Genomic DNA, 15,187 nt, shown 5'->3' with positions numbered 1-15,187 from the left:
CACACGTGAAATGTTGTCTGAACATGGGGGGACCATCCTCCAAGGCTAAATACTCCTGACTGACCGATAGTGAACCAGTACCGTGAGGGAAAGGCGAAAAGAACCCCGTTGAGGGGAGTGAAACAGAACCTGAAACCGTGTACGTACAAGCAGTGGGAGTCAGTGGTCAGTTGTCAGTTGTCAGTTGCCAGTAGGCAAGCGACAGCAGATGACTGATTACCAGGTCGTCAAGTTGGAAAATACGGGCAGATTTGCAGAGGTGTTGAAATTGACGCTGAACAAAACTGACCACCGACAACTGACAACTGGCCACTGATGACTGCGTACCTTTTGTATAATGGGTCAGCGACTTATTTTCTGTGGCAAGGTTAACCGTATAGGGAAGCCGTAGCGAAAGCGAGTCTTAACAGGGCGTCCAGTCGCAGTGAATAGACCCGAAACCGGGCGATCTATCCATGAGCAGGTTGAAGATCAGGTAACACTGATTGGAGGACCGAACCCACTGTCGTTGAAAAGCCAGGGGATGACTTGTGGATAGGAGTGAAAGGCTAATCAAGCCCGGAGATAGCTGGTTCTCCTCGAAAGCTATTTAGGTAGCGCCTCGTGTCTCACCATCGGGGGTAGAGCACTGTTTGGGCTAGGGGGCCATCCCGGCTTACCAACCCCATGCAAACTCCGAATACCGATGAGTGCAATCACGGGAGACACACGGCGGGTGCTAACGTCCGTCGTGGAAAGGGAAACAACCCAGACCGTCAGCTAAGGTCCCAAAGTAATAGTTAAGTGGGAAACGATGTGAGAAGGCCCAGACAGCCAGGAGGTTGGCTTAGAAGCAGCCACCCTTTAAAGAAAGCGTAATAGCTCACTGGTCGAGTCGGCTCGCGCGGAAGATGTAACGGGGCTCAAACTATTCACCGAAGCTACGGGGTTCAGTGGTCAGTTTTCAGTGGTCAGTTGTCAGTATGAGAAGACTGATAACCGACCACTGAAAACTGACCACTGCAACCGGTAGAGGAGCGTTGTGTAAGCGGTTGAAGGTTCACCGGGAGGTGGGCTGGACGTATCACAAGTGCGAATGCTGACATGAGTAACGATAAAGGGAGTGAGAGGCTCCCTCGCCGGAAGACCAAGGGTTCCTGCGCAACGCTAATCGGCGCAGGGTGAGTCGGCCCCTAAGGTGAGGTCGAAAGACGTAATCGATGGGAAACAGGTTAATATTCCTGTACCCCTTTTGGCTGCGATGGAGTGACGGAGAAGGCTAGGCCAGCCCGGTGATGGTTATCCGGGTTTAAGGTCGTAGGCTGTGGACTCAGGCAAATCCGGGTCCACAAAGCCGAGAACTGATGACGAACCCACCAAGGTGGGGAAGTGGTTGATGCCAGGCTTCCAGGAAAACCTTCTAAGCACCAGGTCAAAAGGGACCGTACCCGAAACCGACACAGGTGGTCAGGTAGAGAATACCAAGGCGCTTGAGAGAACCTGGGTGAAGGAACTAGGCAAAATGGCACCGTAACTTCGGGAGAAGGTGCGCCGCTGCCGGTGATGGGACTTGCTCCCTAAGCTGGCGGCGGTCGAAGATACCAGGTGGCTGCGACTGTTTATTAAAAACACAGCACTGTGCTAACACGTAAGTGGACGTATACGGTGTGACGCCTGCCCGGTGCCGGAAGGTTAATTGATGGGGTTATCTTCGGAGAAGCTCTTGATCGAAGCCCCGGTAAACGGCGGCCGTAACTATAACGGTCCTAAGGTAGCGAAATTCCTTGTCGGGTAAGTTCCGACCTGCACGAATGGCGTAACGATGGCCACGCTGTCTCCACCCAGGACTCAGTGAAATTGAAATCGCTGTTAAGATGCAGTGTATCCGCGGCTAGACGGAAAGACCCCGTGAACCTTTACTACAGCTTCACAGTGGATCTTGATGTTGCTTGTGTAGGATAGGTGGGAGGCTTTGAAGTGTGGACGCCAGTCTGCATGGAGCCAACCTTGAAATACCACCCTGGCAATATTGAGGTTCTAACCCAGGTCCTTTAGCAGGATCGGGGACATTGTGTGGTGGGTAGTTTGACTGGGGCGGTCTCCTCCCAAAGAGTAACGGAGGAGCACGAAGGTTGGCTAAGCACGGTCGGACATCGTGCGGTTAGTGTAATGGTACAAGCCAGCTTGACTGCGAGAGGTACATCTCGAGCAGGTACGAAAGTAGGTCATAGTGATCCGGTGGTTCTGAATGGAAGGGCCATCGCTCAACGGATAAAAGGTACTCCGGGGATAACAGGCTGATACCGCCCAAGAGTTCACATCGACGGCGGTGTTTGGCACCTCGATGTCGGCTCATCACATCCTGGGGCTGAAGCCGGTCCCAAGGGTATGGCTGTTCGCCATTTAAAGTGGTACGCGAGCTGGGTTTAGAACGTCGTGAGACAGTTCGGTCCCTATCTGCCGTGGACGTTGGAAGTTTGAGGAGAGCTGCTCCTAGTACGAGAGGACCGGAGTGGACGAACCACTGGTGTTCGGGTTGTGTCGCCAGACGCATTGCCCGGTAGCTAAGTTCGGACGGGATAACCGCTGAAAGCATCTAAGCGGGAAGCCCCCTTCAAGATGAGACTTCCCTGGCCGCAAGGCCCATAAGAGACGTTGAAGACTACGACGTTGATAGGCGGGGTGTGTAAGCGTTGTGAGGCGTTGAGCTAACCCGTACTAATGACTCGAGAGGCTTGACCATATAACGCCAAAGCGATTTGCGCAGCGAAGCTGCCAGCAAAAGCTGGAAGCCTGAAGCTGGAAGCCGTACACAGTGAAAGAGAGTGTTGAGCAAGAATAGACGACACAGCTTAAAAGAGATTTGGATTCCAGAGCCTTAGTTTTCGAGAAACAGCTTCAAGCCTCCAGCTTAAAGCTTCCAGCTCGAGAGCCAACGGCTCGACCAGTTTTGCCTGGTGACCATAGAGCGTTGGAACCACCCGATCCCATCCCGAACTCGGAAGTGAAACGACACATCGCCGATGGTAGTGTGGGGCTTCCCCATGTGAGAGTAGGTCATCGCCAGGCATTGAATAAAGCAGAACCCCGGTTGAGAGATTGACCGGGGTTTTTGTTTTGTGGGCAAAGGAATGTGGCAGAACAGAAGTGAAACGAAACATGCCTGGGCGGCCCCACCTGGGCGGCCCCACCTGGGCGGCCCCACCTGGGCGGCCCCACCTGGGCGGCCCCACCGATGGTAGTGTGGGGCTTCCTCATGTGAGAGTAAGTCACTGTCAGGCATTGAATAAAAAAAGGCCCAAGATCGAATTCGTTGGGCTTTTTTTATTCAGTGATTTGCGACCTTATACCCATCATAGAGAAAAGTCGCACTGGCATCGGCGATAAGTAAGCGCTAAATCCCCCTAATCGACATCGTCAAAAACTCCGGTTAATGTTTTGCTTTTAACTGGGGTTTGATTATGACGGTAGAAAAAAGCGCCTGAATGAAAGGTCTCTCGTAGCGGTGCTTACAAGGGCAACATGTATCCGGAATATTTCAAGCCGACAGAACAAAAAGATTTCGGTTTTTACCAGAAGTGCTATTTTTTGCTTGCAAGGAACTCGGCTTTCCTTATAATCAGCCGCGTCTTCAGGGATGGCATTTCTTCCCCGAAGCAACGAAGTGGTGGGCGTAGCTCAGTTGGTAGAGCCCCGGATTGTGATTCCGGTGGTCGTGGGTTCGAACCCCATCGTCCACCCCACTTTTAAAAAAGGCCTGACTATCAAGTCAGGCCTTTTTTTTGAACTTAGCACTCATTATTTTCTAATACTTCTGCTGATCTTCACTCAGCTCAAGATAAATCCTGTATTTTCTGTCATAGTCTTCTGCAAGCGATGTGTCAGGAGATAGCGTTTCTTTTCGCTTCATTCAAGCCTTCAGCATAGGAAAGATGACTGCTTGGCAGGTGGTCAATCAATGCTCCCGACACTGATCGAACAACAACGTTGTGTTAAAAGCCTTCAAGGGCTGAAGGCATAAGATGTCATCAGAGGGCTGCATTATTGTGTCAGAAGTCTGCCAGAGCTTTAGTGTCTGGGTTTTTTTGCCGCAAAAATAAGCATAATAGTAGACGAGTAATTCAGCAGGCTTTGAAGAGATAAGCAAATGATTATGGACTCAGTGATCGGGCATCGAGGTGCAGCTGCTCTGGCTCCGGAGAATACTCTGGCTGGTATTCGGAAGGCGGCCGATTTGAGGCTGAAATGGATAGAGCTCGATGTGACACTGCTGGGAGATGGCTCAGCAGTGATGTTTCATGACCCAACAATGAGCAGGACTTCTTCAGGAAATGGGCATTTGAGGGGAAAGAATCTGGCTCAGGTCGCTACTCTGGATGCCGGACGCTGGTTCTCGGAGGCGTTCGCCGGTGAAAAGGTGCCAACACTTCTTGAAACACTGGCTTTGATCAAGAAACTGAAGCTGAGCCTGAATCTTGAGCTGAAGCCCAATCGCTGCGATTTAAAGCTTTTGGTTGAGGAGGTGGTTGCAGCCATAGAAGCAGCTGATTTCCCCGAGGATCAACTGTTGGTATCGAGCTTTAATCATAAACTGCTGGTTCTGTATCGGGCAAAAGCTGGCAGCAGGATTGGTTGTCTTTTCGAGTCGCTGCCTCGAAACTGGAAATACAAAGCCAGACAGGTTGGTGCCAAAACGATTCATCTGAATGGCAAAAAACTCAAAGAGAAAAACGCGCATGACATCAAAGCGGCAGGTTATGAGCTGTATTGCTATACCGTTAACGACAAGGACATGGCTGATCGATTAAGAGCCTGGGGTGTTGATGGCGTCTTTTCGGATAATCCTGCTTTAATCGCTTGACAGAGTGCCGGGCAGGCACTCGGTTGCGAATGAAGATTAGTGTTCTTCGTCTACTTCTCTCAAGTATTTGAATAGTTTTCTGAAAGCTGCGGGAGGTTTGTCCTGTACGGCTTCCTTTTGAGCGTTACGTACCAGTTGTCGTATGTGTTGATGATCGGCTTCAGGGTATTTGTCGAGGTATTCAGTGAGCACCTCATGCCCCTCGTTTATCAACCGGTCACGCCAGCGCTCCAATTGATGAAAGCGACGGCTGTATTCCTCACTGGTGGAATCCAGGCTGTCGAGATATTTCTGGATGGGTTCCAGCTCCTGGTCTCGCATTAATTTGCCTATGAAGCCCAAGTGCCGTTTGCGGGCATTATTGCTTTTAATTCGCTTGCTCTCATCCAGCGCTTCCCTGAGGCGTTCATTCAGGGGCAGCTTGTCCAACATGGCTGGCTTCATATCCATCAGGCGGGCACCCATGGCCTTGAGCTCGTCCATATCGCGTTTGAGCTCGGATTTGCTGACGTAAATGATTTCTTCAGCGTCGTCTTCAAATGGGGAGAGGTCTTGATCTGACATGGTTCAGGTCTACTTAGAGAGATGCAGGCATTTTACTCCAGTTACGGATATTCAGCTATGAGTGTAGAAGGCTGCCAGACTTGTTTTGGGCCAATGGTGATAGTGCTTATGGTGAATGGTTTGTTTTTCTTTCGCTATGGGCATTTGTGGCTGGGCACGGCACAATAGGACTTACACGTATAATTCTGAAAGGCAGGAATTTCATGGGTGATAAAACCAACGCTGTACTGGATCCCCGCTCTGAAGAGGATCGCCTGAAGACCCTGGTCAGCGATATTCTGGCTGAAGCCCGACGTCAGGGCACAGATGCCTGTGAAGTCGGTGTCAGTCTCGATGCAGGTCTTTCGGTGGGCGTCAGAATGGGTGATGTTGAAACAGTGGAGTTTAACCGTGATCAGGGTTTCGGTATCACCGTTTATCAGGGGAAGAAAAAAGGATCAGCCAGTACTTCAGACAGTACACCTGAAGCCATCAGGGAGACGGTGAAGGCAGCTTGTGATATTGCTGGATATGCTTCGGAAGATCCCTGTGCCGGTCTTGCCGATGCAGAGTTAATGGCGACTGAACTGCCAGAGCTGGACCTTTATCACCCTTGGGGTGTTGGTGCAGAAGAGGCTATAGAGCTGGCTTTGAAGTGTGAGGAAGCTGGCAGATCGTTTAGTAGTAAAATCAAGAATTCTGACGGTGCCAATGTCGGTACTCATCAAGGCTGTCGTGTATATGGGAACAGTCACGGCTTTGTAGGCAGCTATATTTCCAGTCGTCATAGTCTGAGTTGTATATTGATTGGTGAAAAAGCCGGTGAAATGCAGAGAGATTATTGGTACACCGTCGCCCGTGATGGTAATGATCTTGAGTCTGCTGCGGATGTCGGTCGCAAGGCAGCGGAAAGAACGGTGGCCCGGCTGGGTGCCAGTAAAGTCCCTACGGGTCAGGTGCCCGTGCTGTTTGCAGCAGAAGTGGCTTCAGGCCTTGTTTCACACTTGTTGGAGAGTATCAGTGGTGGCAGCCTTTATCGTCGGGCTTCATTTCTGCTGGATCATCTGGGTAAGCAGATATTTCCTGACTGGGTGCGCATCCATGAGCAGCCATACCTGAAAAAAGCACTGGGTTCGGCCAGTTTTGATAATGACGGTTTGGCTACCCGGGCCAAGGATTTTATCTCTGATGGCGTTCTGGCCAGCTATCTCCTGAGTACTTATTCTGCCCGTAAGCTGGGCATGAAGAGTACGGCTAATGCCGGGGGTGTCAATAACCTGTTCCTTGACTGCAATGCAGGCGGCAGGGAAGAGTTATTGAAACAGATGGGAACGGGCTTGTTGGTGACCGAGTTGATGGGGCAGGGTGTGAATATTGTCACAGGTGATTACTCAAGAGGTGCGGGCGGCTATTGGGTTGAAAATGGCGAAATACAGCATCCTGTCTCTGAAGTGACTATCGCTGGAAACCTGAAAGATATGTTTATGAATATGGTGGCTGCAGGGAGTGATTATGATCGCAGAGGGAGTATTCAGACCGGTTCGATTCTGATCAGTGAGATGACTCTGGCGGGTGAGTGATAAGGGTTCAGCCTGTTATCTATTTGGCTGAGTATAAAAGCAGGTTAAATGAATGATAATCACATCTTTAAAGCTAAAGAATTGGCGGAACTTCCGTGATGCTGAGATCAATTTGGCCCAGGTTTCTTATATTGTCGGACCGAACGCGTCCGGTAAGTCAAACTTACTCGATGTTTTCAGGTTTATAAGGGATATCTGTAGAGCCGATGGCGGAGGACTTCAGAAAGCTGTGAAGGACCGTGGGGGTATCACAAGACTGCGTTGTTTGCACCATCGTCGAGATACGGAAGTAAAAATAGAAGTTTCTATGTCAGAAGGAGGAAAATCGGATGCTGCAAGCTGGAAATATGTACTGGCCTTCAAAACAGAAGGTAAGGGTGCACAGAGGATTATGATTTCCAGCGAAGAAGTATGGAAGAATGGCAAAAGAATATTAAATCGACCTGATAAAGACGATAAAAAAGATGCTTTGTTGTTAACTGAGACTCACCTGGAGCAGACCCGGGCAAATAAAGAATTTAGATCAATCGTTACAAGTTTTTCGGAGGTCACTTATCTCCATCTTGTTCCGCAGCTGCTTAAATATGCAGATCATATTGGCGGGAACAGGCTGGAAAACGATCCTTTTGGGCAAGGCTTTCTTGAGCGATTGGCCAGAACTCCAAAAAAAACCAGGGATTCGAGACTAAAAAAGATTGGGGATGCACTTTCCATTGCCGTACCACGATTTAAAGGCTTGAGATATATACAGAACGAAAGAGGTCAACCTCATCTGGAAGCGCAATATGAACATCATCGTCCAAATGCAGGGTGGCAATCAGAGGAGCACTTTTCTGATGGAACCTTGAGATTGTTGGGTATTCTTTGGAGTTTGTTGGAAGGTAAGGGGGTTCTGCTACTGGAAGAGCCAGAATTATCACTCCACAATGCTGTAGTGGAGCAAATTCCTTTGATGATTGATCGAGTTCAAAGAAGGGCAAAAACGAGAAGAAGGCAGGTCATCATAAGCACTCACAGCGAAGCAATTCTGAATAATGAGGGTATTGATCCAAAGAGCGTAATCATTCTGGAGCCCGGCAGAGAAGGTAGCCAGATTCGAACAGTCAGCAAGGCTGAAAATAAAGCACTTGAAGCGGGTTTGACAGTGAGTGAAGTGATATTGCCTAAAACCCGACCCGCAAATGTCCAGCAGCTAGGGTTGTGGGGATGATACCGCTGTATGTCGCTACTGAGGATCAGTTGAGTAGCGCAGTAGCTGTTTCAATGATAAGGACTGTAGATAAGAAAGGGCTCTTTGATATTCAGATGATAAAGCCCACGGGTAATGGTCAGTTAAAGAGTAAATTGTCAAAATATATAAACCTGTCGTATACGTATCCCGTCTTGATGATAACTGATCTTGACAGGATTTCATGTGCTCCGATTCTGATTTCTCAGTGGCTTGGTCAACAGAGAGTGCCTGATAATATGCTTTTCAGAGTTGCCGTGAGGGAAACGGAAGCATGGTTGCTTTCAGACTCGGATGGCTTTTCGCAATATTTTCAGATTCCTTTGTTGAAAGTGCCAGATCATCCCGAAAATTTAGATGACCCCAAACTTATGCTTTTGAATCTGATTCGAAGGTACGGATTACAGAAGGATAAGCTGGAAATCTTGCCTCCAAAAGTTAGTGGGTCAAAAGTCGGTATCGGATACAACAATAGTCTAATCACTTTTGTAGAGAGAGAGTGGGAAGCAGAAAGAGCCTCTTTGAGATCAGATAGTTTGAGTAAGGCTATGGGGCGCCTTCAAGAGTTATCAGACAGACTCCAGTGTCAGCCATAAAACAAGGCCGCCAGTCCCAGAAAGGATAGGAATCCAACAACATCGGACACTGTCGTTAGTATTATGGTGCCAGCTAATGCGGGATCTATGTTCATGGATTTGAGAACAACGGGCAGGCTGGCACCGACAATAACGGCAGTGCTGAGATTGATGATCATAGCACAGGCGATCACCAGAGAAATGACCGGGTCATGAAACCATAAGTAGGCAATCAGGGAAACCAGAGCAGCCCAGAGTATGCCATTGAGAAACCCTGCCATTAATTCACGACTGAGCAGCCATCGAAGGTTGGTCCGACTGATCTGGCCCAGTGCCATGCCTCGAATCACCAGGGTCAGAGCCTGTCCGCCAGCATTGCCGCCCATTCCTGCAACAATGGGCATCAGGACAGCCAGGGCAACGACCTTGTCTATGGTAGCCTGAAACATACCTATGACAGAAGCGGCAATAAAGGCTGTTATCAGGTTGATACCCAGCCAGACTGCACGCCGACGGGCTGTCTTCAGTGCGGGAGCAAAGGTGTCTTCATCGTCATCCAGGCCTGCCATGCTCATCATGGAGTGTTCGGCTTCTTCCCGGATAACATCTACCACGTCGTCAATCGTAATGCGGCCTAGAAGCTGACCATGCTCCGAAACTACTGGTGCTGATACCAGATCCTGCCGTTCAAACAATTGCGCAACCTGGCTGTCTTCCATATCGGCAGCGATAGGTTTCAGATCGGTCTGCATTACTTCAAAAACTGTGGCTGAAGGGGATGTGGTCAGGAGAACGGATAAAGGCAATGCCCCAATGTATTCGTCTCTGCGGTTGACGACAAACAGACTGTCTGTCATCTCCGGAATATCCTTGTGACGCCTGAGGTAACGAAGCACAACATCAAGCGTACTGCTGGGTCGGATGGTGATGACATCAGTATTCATCAGTCCACCGGCTGTGTCTTCCGGATAAGAGAGAACGGCTTCTACCCGTTGCCGGTCCTGGCTGTCCATAGAATCCAGCACTTTTCGGGTGATGGCGTCGGGTAGCTGCTGTAGCAAGTCAGCTATGTCATCAACGTCCTGACCTTCGGTAATGACTTTGAGTTCTGCCACATTCATCCTGTCCAGGAAAAACTGCCGGACTTCGTCGCTCAGCTCCTGCAATACGTCGCCTTCCATCTCTCGATCGATCAGGCGCCAGAGAAGGCTGCGAAGTTTGGGAGGGGAAGATTCAAGCAGGTGTGCCGCATCCGGAGCCGGAAGACCATTCAGCATACGCCTGAGTTCAGGAGAAACGCCGTGCTCAAGGGCTTCGTTGAGCTCCTGAAATGCCTTGTCTCCGATACTCAGTTGCAGCTGTTGTACCATAGATGCGTATCCGGTTTTTTTGGTAGAAGTGTCTGAGTATCGAACTTCTGTTCTTTTAACCATCAAGTCTGATAGTCAGACTCAGTCATTTCACATGTCATTCTTTGTTAGCTTTGCCGGGCTTTCAATCTCTGGCAAAGCTTTTCGAGAGACCAGTATAAACAGGGATTTAATGATGAAAAGGGTGACTACTCACCCTCTTCAAAAAAATCATTGATCAGATTGCACAGAGCCGAACAGGCCTCTTCTTCATCATGGCCTTCAAATGTCAAATCAAGGACAGAGCCTTTTCCAGCAGCCAGCATCATGACGGCCATGATACTTTTCCCATCCACTTCACGGCCGTTAAAGCTCACCTTCACCTGGCTGGCAAAAGCCGTCGTTGTAGAAACAAATTTGGATGCTGCCCGAGCATGTAAACCAAGTTTATTAATAATGGTGATCTGCTTCTGGATCATTATTTGGAAAGCTCCCGATGTCTGACCTGAACACAGTCAAAACGTTCTTTGAGCCACTCGCCCAGTTTTTCACTAATAAATACGGAACGGTGCTGCCCCCCGGTACATCCGATCGCAATCGTCATATAACTGCGCTGTCCGGATTCGAACCTTGGTAACCATTTTTCCACGAATGTGCTGAGATCTTCAAACATCTCATTCACCATGGGTTCTGATGCCAGAAAATCTTTAACTGGCTGATCCTGGCCAGTGAAGGATCTTAAGGCTTCAACCCAGAAAGGATTAGGCAGACAGCGAACATCAAAGACGTAGTCGGCATCAACTGGCATACCGTGCTTGAAGCCAAAGGACTGAATCATCAGGGTCATACTTTTGCTGGTGGAGCCGCAGAGTCGTTGTCTTATCTGTTCTCTGATTTCATGGACAGACAGTGGCGAAGTGTCCAGCCTAATATCAGCTTCTTCAGCCAGTGGGGCCAGCAGTTTCTTTTCCAGATTAATGGCTTCTGTCAGGGAAACCTTGTCATTGCTCAGAGGATGGCGACGGCGTGTCGAACTATAGCGCTTCATCAGGGTGTTGCTGTCTGCGTCGAGAAAGATTACTTGACACTCAACCCCCTGTTTTTTCAACTTTTCCAACAATGTCGGGAAGCGTTCCAGAGAGCCGGGCACATTACGAACATCGAGGCTGACAGCCATACGGTGCGGTTCGACCAGGTTGCTTTTAAGATTGGTTGGCAGATCATTCAGCATGCTGGCAGGAAGGTTGTCTACACAGTAAAAACCCTCATCTTCAAGGGCGTGAAGGGCGGAGCTTTTGCCGGAGCCTGAACGTCCACTGATGATGACCAGCTTCATGGTGTGTCCTTCCCGATTGTTTGACTGTGTAAACAGGTCTCTCACCTGGTTCCGAGTGAGGCAAGTCTATCAAAACCTAATGAGATTAGAACCAGTCGCTTTCTTTTATTTCTAGCATAGTCCGGATATTTCTATTCCATGCAGTTTTGAAGGATAAATAGGCTTTGTAGTGACAAAAGTGAAGAAGAAAGGATTTCTGAGCAAGAAACATTTTGCCTGCTTCTGTTATCAGATCAGCAAGCAAAATATTTTTTATCTACAGTCGTTAAACGGGGGAACAGATGATGCTGTAAAGTGCCTCGGAATTTTCTGCCGCTCGCATCTGACTTAACAATACTTCTGATTGAAAACGCTCAGCGACAGCCTGCAATATATTGAGATGTTCCTGAGTATTTTCTTCCGGAACAATAAGTGCGAACACCAGATCGACCGGCTGCTTGTCCACAGAGTCAAAATCTATGGGTTCAGACAGTTTGATCAGAAGTCCGGTAGGATGCTGACAAGCACTGGAGCGACAGTGAGGCAGGGCTATGCCTTTGCCCAAACCGGTGGTACCGAGTCGCTCTCTGTTAATCAGCTTGTTAAACAGATCCTTGGTTTTGATAGCGGGAACATGCTCACTGATGATTTCCGCAACAATTTCCAGGATTTTCTTTTTGCTGGCCCCCTGCACATCGCAGAGGGTGCGCCCGGGGGTTAGAATGTTTTCAATAATCATACAACGATCGATGCTTACAGGCGGCCGTTGGCACCCTGTAGCCGGTCAAGCGTTTTCTCTTTGTGTTTTACCAGTTGTCGATCCAGTTTGTCCGACATGTCATCAATGGCAGCGTACATATCTTCAGCCTCAGCGGTTGCATTAATATCCGCCCTACGAACATGTAGAGTCGCTTCCACTTTGTGCTTCAGTTTCTCAACACTCAGAGTGACCTGAACGTTTGTAATCTGATCAAAGTGGGCGGCAAGGCGGTCGAGTTTCTTGGTGACATAATCTTTCAGAGCCTCAGTCACCTCTACATGATGTCCACTGATGTTGACTTGCATGTAACGCTCTCCTGCTGATCCCGATTCTCGACATTGGACTGCCCCCGGGATTGTACGGGCAACCCTGATTGAAAGTCTATCACTGTCAATGACAGTTAGCGCTGTTCTGAGACAAAAAATCTATGGGGCGATTTGTGGTATAAGGGCTTGTTACCTCAATCGCTGAAGGCTCAGATAAGCTGCTTGCGTTCATTCGATGGCGGTATATTCATTGATTCACGATATTTGGCGATGGTTCTCCTGGCCACTTTGATCCCCTGGTCCCCCAGCAAGCCGGCGATTTTGTTATCACTCAGTGGTTTTTTAGGGTTTTCATCGGATACCAGTTTTTTAATCAAGGCTCTGATGGCTGTTGATGAGCACTCTCCACCAGTGGCTGTGCTGACATGGCTGGAGAAAAAGTATTTCAGCTCAAACACGCCTCTTGGAGTGTGCATGTATTTCTGTGTAGTGACCCTGGAAATAGTGGACTCGTGCATATCCACTGCCTGAGCAATGTCTGCCAACACCAGGGGCTTCATGGCCTGCTCACCCTGCTCCAGAAAATCTTTCTGAAATTCAACAATCTTGCCGGCTACTTTCAGTAAGGTTTCGTTACGACTTTGCAGGTTTTTCAGAAACCAGCGGGCTTCCTGCAGCTGGTTCTTCATAAAGACATTGTCACGACTGTTGTTGGCACGTTGCACCATTGAGGCGTAATTGTTGTTGATGCGAAGTCTGGGCAGGGATTCTGAGTTCAGTTCAACCGCCCAGCGGTCCCTGACTTTGGTGACCGAAATATCGGGGGTGACGTATTCCGTGTCCGCCTGGCCGATTTCTGATCCGGGCCTCGGGTTGAGGCTTTGAACAAGGTTAAGGGCTTCCCTCAGTTGATGTTCTTTGAGACGGGTACGCCGCATGATTTGGGCATAGTCACGACTACCCAGAGCCTGTAGATGATTCTGGATCAGCAGACGTGCTTCTTTCAGGAAGTGGGTTTCTTGTGGCAGTTGATTGAGTTGAACTTCGAGACATTCTTTCAGGTTGGCGCTGGCACAACCCACCGGATCAAAGTGAAGAATCCGTCGTTGCATGACCTGAAGTTCTTCAAACGCCAGTTCCTCTAACTGTTCCTGTAGCGAGAGATAAATTTCTTCCAGGGAGTGAGTGAGGTACCCGTCATTATTGATGGCTTCGATCACAGCCAGGCCCATCAGCCTGTCTCTGTCAGTCATGGGAGTCAGGTTTAACTGCCATTCCAGATAGTCCTGGAGGGACTCATTGGCCCGGGAGCGGGCAAAAGGATCATGTTCTTCATCGGTTGCAGCGGGCAGGCTGGAATAGACATCATCCCATCCGGAGTCAACGGGCAGGTCATTGGGTATGCTGTCAGCCCACTGGGGTTCTTCTGGTTCCGGGGGCTGTTCTGCTTTTTCATTGAAGTCAACAGGCTGTTCCCCTTCATCACCAGATGCAGGTGGTTCCTCAACGGACTCTTCAGACTCCAGCATCGGATTGGATTCAAGAACTTCCTGGATTTCCTGCTGAAGGTCCAGAGTGGAAAGTTGCAGAAGCCTTATGGCCTGCTGCAGCTGAGGTGTCATGGTCAGCTGCTGGCCCATTTTTAGCTGTAAGGATGGCTTCATAGGCAACTGTATACCTTTACTTCGGTGTCTGCACTGAGGGTGCCAGATTTGATGCCATCAGCGCCTGACAGTTATATCTCAGTGTCTGCTCATTATTTTGATTGGGCTACTCTCCATGTCACTGGGATTATAATCACATCTGAAGCTTCGGGAAAGTGATTCATCAAGTCAGCCATGCAACATTCAGAACAAGAGTATGAAAATAAATCAGCTCAACATCTTTGCCCGCTTCTTTCGCGAGACCAGTCAAGAGATGATCAGAGACTGAACTGATGCCCGAGATAAACGTCACGAACCTTTTGATTAGCCAGGACAGTCTGACTATCACCCTCGGCAATAATAGTGCCTTCGCTGACAATGTAGGCCTTCTCGCAGATATCCAGTGTCTCCCGGACATTGTGGTCGGTAATCAGGACTCCGATGTCCCGGGCTTTCAGGTGCGTGATAATGGCCTTGATGTCACCAACAGAAATGGGGTCAACACCGGCAAAGGGTTCATCGAGCAGAATAAATTTTGGGTCAGTGCAAAGAGCTCGGGCAATTTCTACCCTGCGCTTTTCACCACCGGAAAGGCTCATACCCGGATTGTCCCTGATATGATTGATATTAAACTCTTCCAGCAATGACTCCATTTTTGCGATGCGATCTTTCCGGGAAAGGTCGGAACGGGTTTCCAATATCGAGAGCAGGTTATCGGTGACCGTCAATTTCCTGAAAATAGAAACTTCCTGTGGCAGATAACCTACGCCAGCTCTGGCCCGGCCATGCATAGGTTCGTGAGTTAAACTCTGGCCACTAAGGTCAACCTGTCCACCGTCTGCTTTTACGAGACCTACAATCATGTAGAAGCAGGTAGTTTTACCTGCCCCGTTGGGGCCAAGAAGTCCGACAATTTGACCACTGTCGACAGCCAGAGATACATCTTTGACGACCTGTCTGCCTTTGTAGCTTTTACTGAGATGTTCTGCCTTAAGCGTTGCCATCCGGAGTTTGTCTTCCTGTTTAAAAGTTAGCTGTCGTTTTTCTGGCAGCCCTTTCAAGCCTGTTCAGTCGTTGAGCAGTGAGTG

At 49.2% G+C, this 15,187-nt stretch carries 11 protein-coding genes, 1 tRNA gene and 2 rRNA genes (1 of these 14 only partly in view); 6 read left to right on the top strand and 8 right to left on the bottom strand.

The window, feature by feature from the left end:
• The 4 genes from ACOMHB_RS21120 to ACOMHB_RS21105 all read left to right on the top strand — a co-directional run.
• Positions 1–2,722, top strand: a 23S ribosomal RNA gene (locus ACOMHB_RS21120); it begins 371 nt to the left of the window's first position.
• Positions 2,723–2,932: 210 nt separating this feature from the next.
• A 5S ribosomal RNA gene (gene rrf / locus ACOMHB_RS21115) occupies positions 2,933–3,048 on the top strand.
• A gap of 598 nt (positions 3,049–3,646) precedes the next feature.
• Positions 3,647–3,722, top strand: a tRNA-His gene (locus tag ACOMHB_RS21110).
• 404 nt (positions 3,723–4,126) lie between these two features.
• Positions 4,127–4,840, top strand: a complete 714-nt coding sequence (locus ACOMHB_RS21105) for a glycerophosphoryl diester phosphodiesterase (protein WP_422135077.1) — start codon at positions 4,127–4,129, stop codon at positions 4,838–4,840.
• A gap of 36 nt (positions 4,841–4,876) precedes the next feature.
• On the opposite strand, the gene yjgA is transcribed toward ACOMHB_RS21105, so the two are convergent.
• Entirely contained in the window at positions 4,877–5,404 is a 528-nt protein-coding gene (gene yjgA, locus ACOMHB_RS21100) for a ribosome biogenesis factor YjgA (protein ID WP_422135076.1), read from the bottom strand.
• A gap of 203 nt (positions 5,405–5,607) precedes the next feature.
• On the opposite strand from yjgA, the gene pmbA reads away from it, so the two are divergent.
• Together pmbA and ACOMHB_RS21090 are read left to right on the top strand one after the other, a co-directional pair.
• The gene (pmbA, locus tag ACOMHB_RS21095; RefSeq protein WP_448218081.1) at positions 5,608–6,963 is read left to right on the top strand and encodes a metalloprotease PmbA; all 1,356 of its coding nucleotides are present in this window, start codon (positions 5,608–5,610) and stop codon (positions 6,961–6,963) included.
• A gap of 52 nt (positions 6,964–7,015) precedes the next feature.
• Complete coding sequence (locus ACOMHB_RS21090; RefSeq protein WP_448218080.1) at positions 7,016–8,173, top strand: AAA family ATPase; 1,158 nt, start codon at positions 7,016–7,018, stop codon at positions 8,171–8,173.
• Positions 8,174–8,777: 604 nt separating this feature from the next.
• Here the strand turns inward: ACOMHB_RS21090 and mgtE are convergent.
• The 7 genes from mgtE to lptB all read right to left on the bottom strand — a co-directional run bounded on the left by mgtE (position 8,778) and on the right by lptB (position 15,103).
• Entirely contained in the window at positions 8,778–10,136 is a 1,359-nt protein-coding gene (mgtE, locus tag ACOMHB_RS21085) for a magnesium transporter (protein WP_422137141.1), read from the bottom strand.
• 188 nt (positions 10,137–10,324) lie between these two features.
• Positions 10,325–10,594 carry an HPr family phosphocarrier protein gene (locus tag ACOMHB_RS21080; protein WP_422135073.1) on the bottom strand — a complete coding sequence of 90 codons (270 nt, stop codon included), beginning with the start codon at positions 10,592–10,594 and terminating at the stop codon, positions 10,325–10,327.
• The gene (gene rapZ, locus ACOMHB_RS21075) at positions 10,594–11,451 is read right to left on the bottom strand and encodes an RNase adapter RapZ (RefSeq protein ID WP_422135072.1); all 858 of its coding nucleotides are present in this window, start codon (positions 11,449–11,451) and stop codon (positions 10,594–10,596) included. The genes ACOMHB_RS21080 and rapZ overlap by 1 nt, the downstream gene beginning before the upstream one ends.
• Positions 11,452–11,716: 265 nt before the next feature.
• The gene (locus ACOMHB_RS21070) at positions 11,717–12,169 is read right to left on the bottom strand and encodes a PTS sugar transporter subunit IIA (RefSeq protein WP_448218079.1); all 453 of its coding nucleotides are present in this window, start codon (positions 12,167–12,169) and stop codon (positions 11,717–11,719) included.
• A 14-nt stretch (positions 12,170–12,183) separates the two neighbouring features.
• Positions 12,184–12,495, bottom strand: coding sequence for a ribosome hibernation-promoting factor, HPF/YfiA family (gene hpf / locus ACOMHB_RS21065; RefSeq protein WP_422135070.1), 312 nt, complete (start codon positions 12,493–12,495; stop codon positions 12,184–12,186).
• Between the two features lie 170 nt (positions 12,496–12,665).
• Positions 12,666–14,120 (bottom strand): RNA polymerase factor sigma-54, encoded by a 1,455-nt coding sequence (locus ACOMHB_RS21060; protein ID WP_448218078.1) that lies wholly within the window; start codon positions 14,118–14,120, stop codon positions 12,666–12,668.
• Between the two features lie 257 nt (positions 14,121–14,377).
• A complete protein-coding gene (lptB, locus tag ACOMHB_RS21055; RefSeq protein ID WP_422135068.1) occupies positions 14,378–15,103 on the bottom strand; it encodes an LPS export ABC transporter ATP-binding protein in 726 nt (241 codons plus the stop codon).
• Positions 15,104–15,187: the final 84 nt, after the last annotated feature.

The organism is Endozoicomonas sp. 2B-B (genome assembly GCF_053470045.1).
The sequence above is the reverse complement of the archived record's forward strand: the minus strand, read 5'-3'. Positions and strand labels throughout refer to the sequence as shown.

Bases quoted from the DNA above. Each gene is read 5' to 3' on its own strand.
- ACOMHB_RS21105 (WP_422135077.1), top strand. From the start codon at position 4,127: ATGATTATGGACTCAGTGATCGGGCATCGAGGTGCAGCTGCTCTGGCT.
- yjgA (WP_422135076.1), bottom strand. From the start codon at position 5,404: ATGTCAGATCAAGACCTCTCCCCATTTGAAGACGACGCTGAAGAAATC.
- pmbA (WP_448218081.1), top strand. From the start codon at position 5,608: ATGGGTGATAAAACCAACGCTGTACTGGATCCCCGCTCTGAAGAGGAT.
- ACOMHB_RS21090 (WP_448218080.1), top strand. From the start codon at position 7,016: ATGATAATCACATCTTTAAAGCTAAAGAATTGGCGGAACTTCCGTGAT.
- mgtE (WP_422137141.1), bottom strand. From the start codon at position 10,136: ATGGTACAACAGCTGCAACTGAGTATCGGAGACAAGGCATTTCAGGAG.
- ACOMHB_RS21080 (WP_422135073.1), bottom strand. From the start codon at position 10,594: ATGATCCAGAAGCAGATCACCATTATTAATAAACTTGGTTTACATGCT.
- rapZ (WP_422135072.1), bottom strand. From the start codon at position 11,451: ATGAAGCTGGTCATCATCAGTGGACGTTCAGGCTCCGGCAAAAGCTCC.
- ACOMHB_RS21070 (WP_448218079.1), bottom strand. From the start codon at position 12,169: ATGATTATTGAAAACATTCTAACCCCCGGGCGCACCCTCTGCGATGTG.
- hpf (WP_422135070.1), bottom strand. From the start codon at position 12,495: ATGCAAGTCAACATCAGTGGACATCATGTAGAGGTGACTGAGGCTCTG.
- ACOMHB_RS21060 (WP_448218078.1), bottom strand. From the start codon at position 14,120: ATGAAGCCATCCTTACAGCTAAAAATGGGCCAGCAGCTGACCATGACA.
- lptB (WP_422135068.1), bottom strand. From the start codon at position 15,103: ATGGCAACGCTTAAGGCAGAACATCTCAGTAAAAGCTACAAAGGCAGA.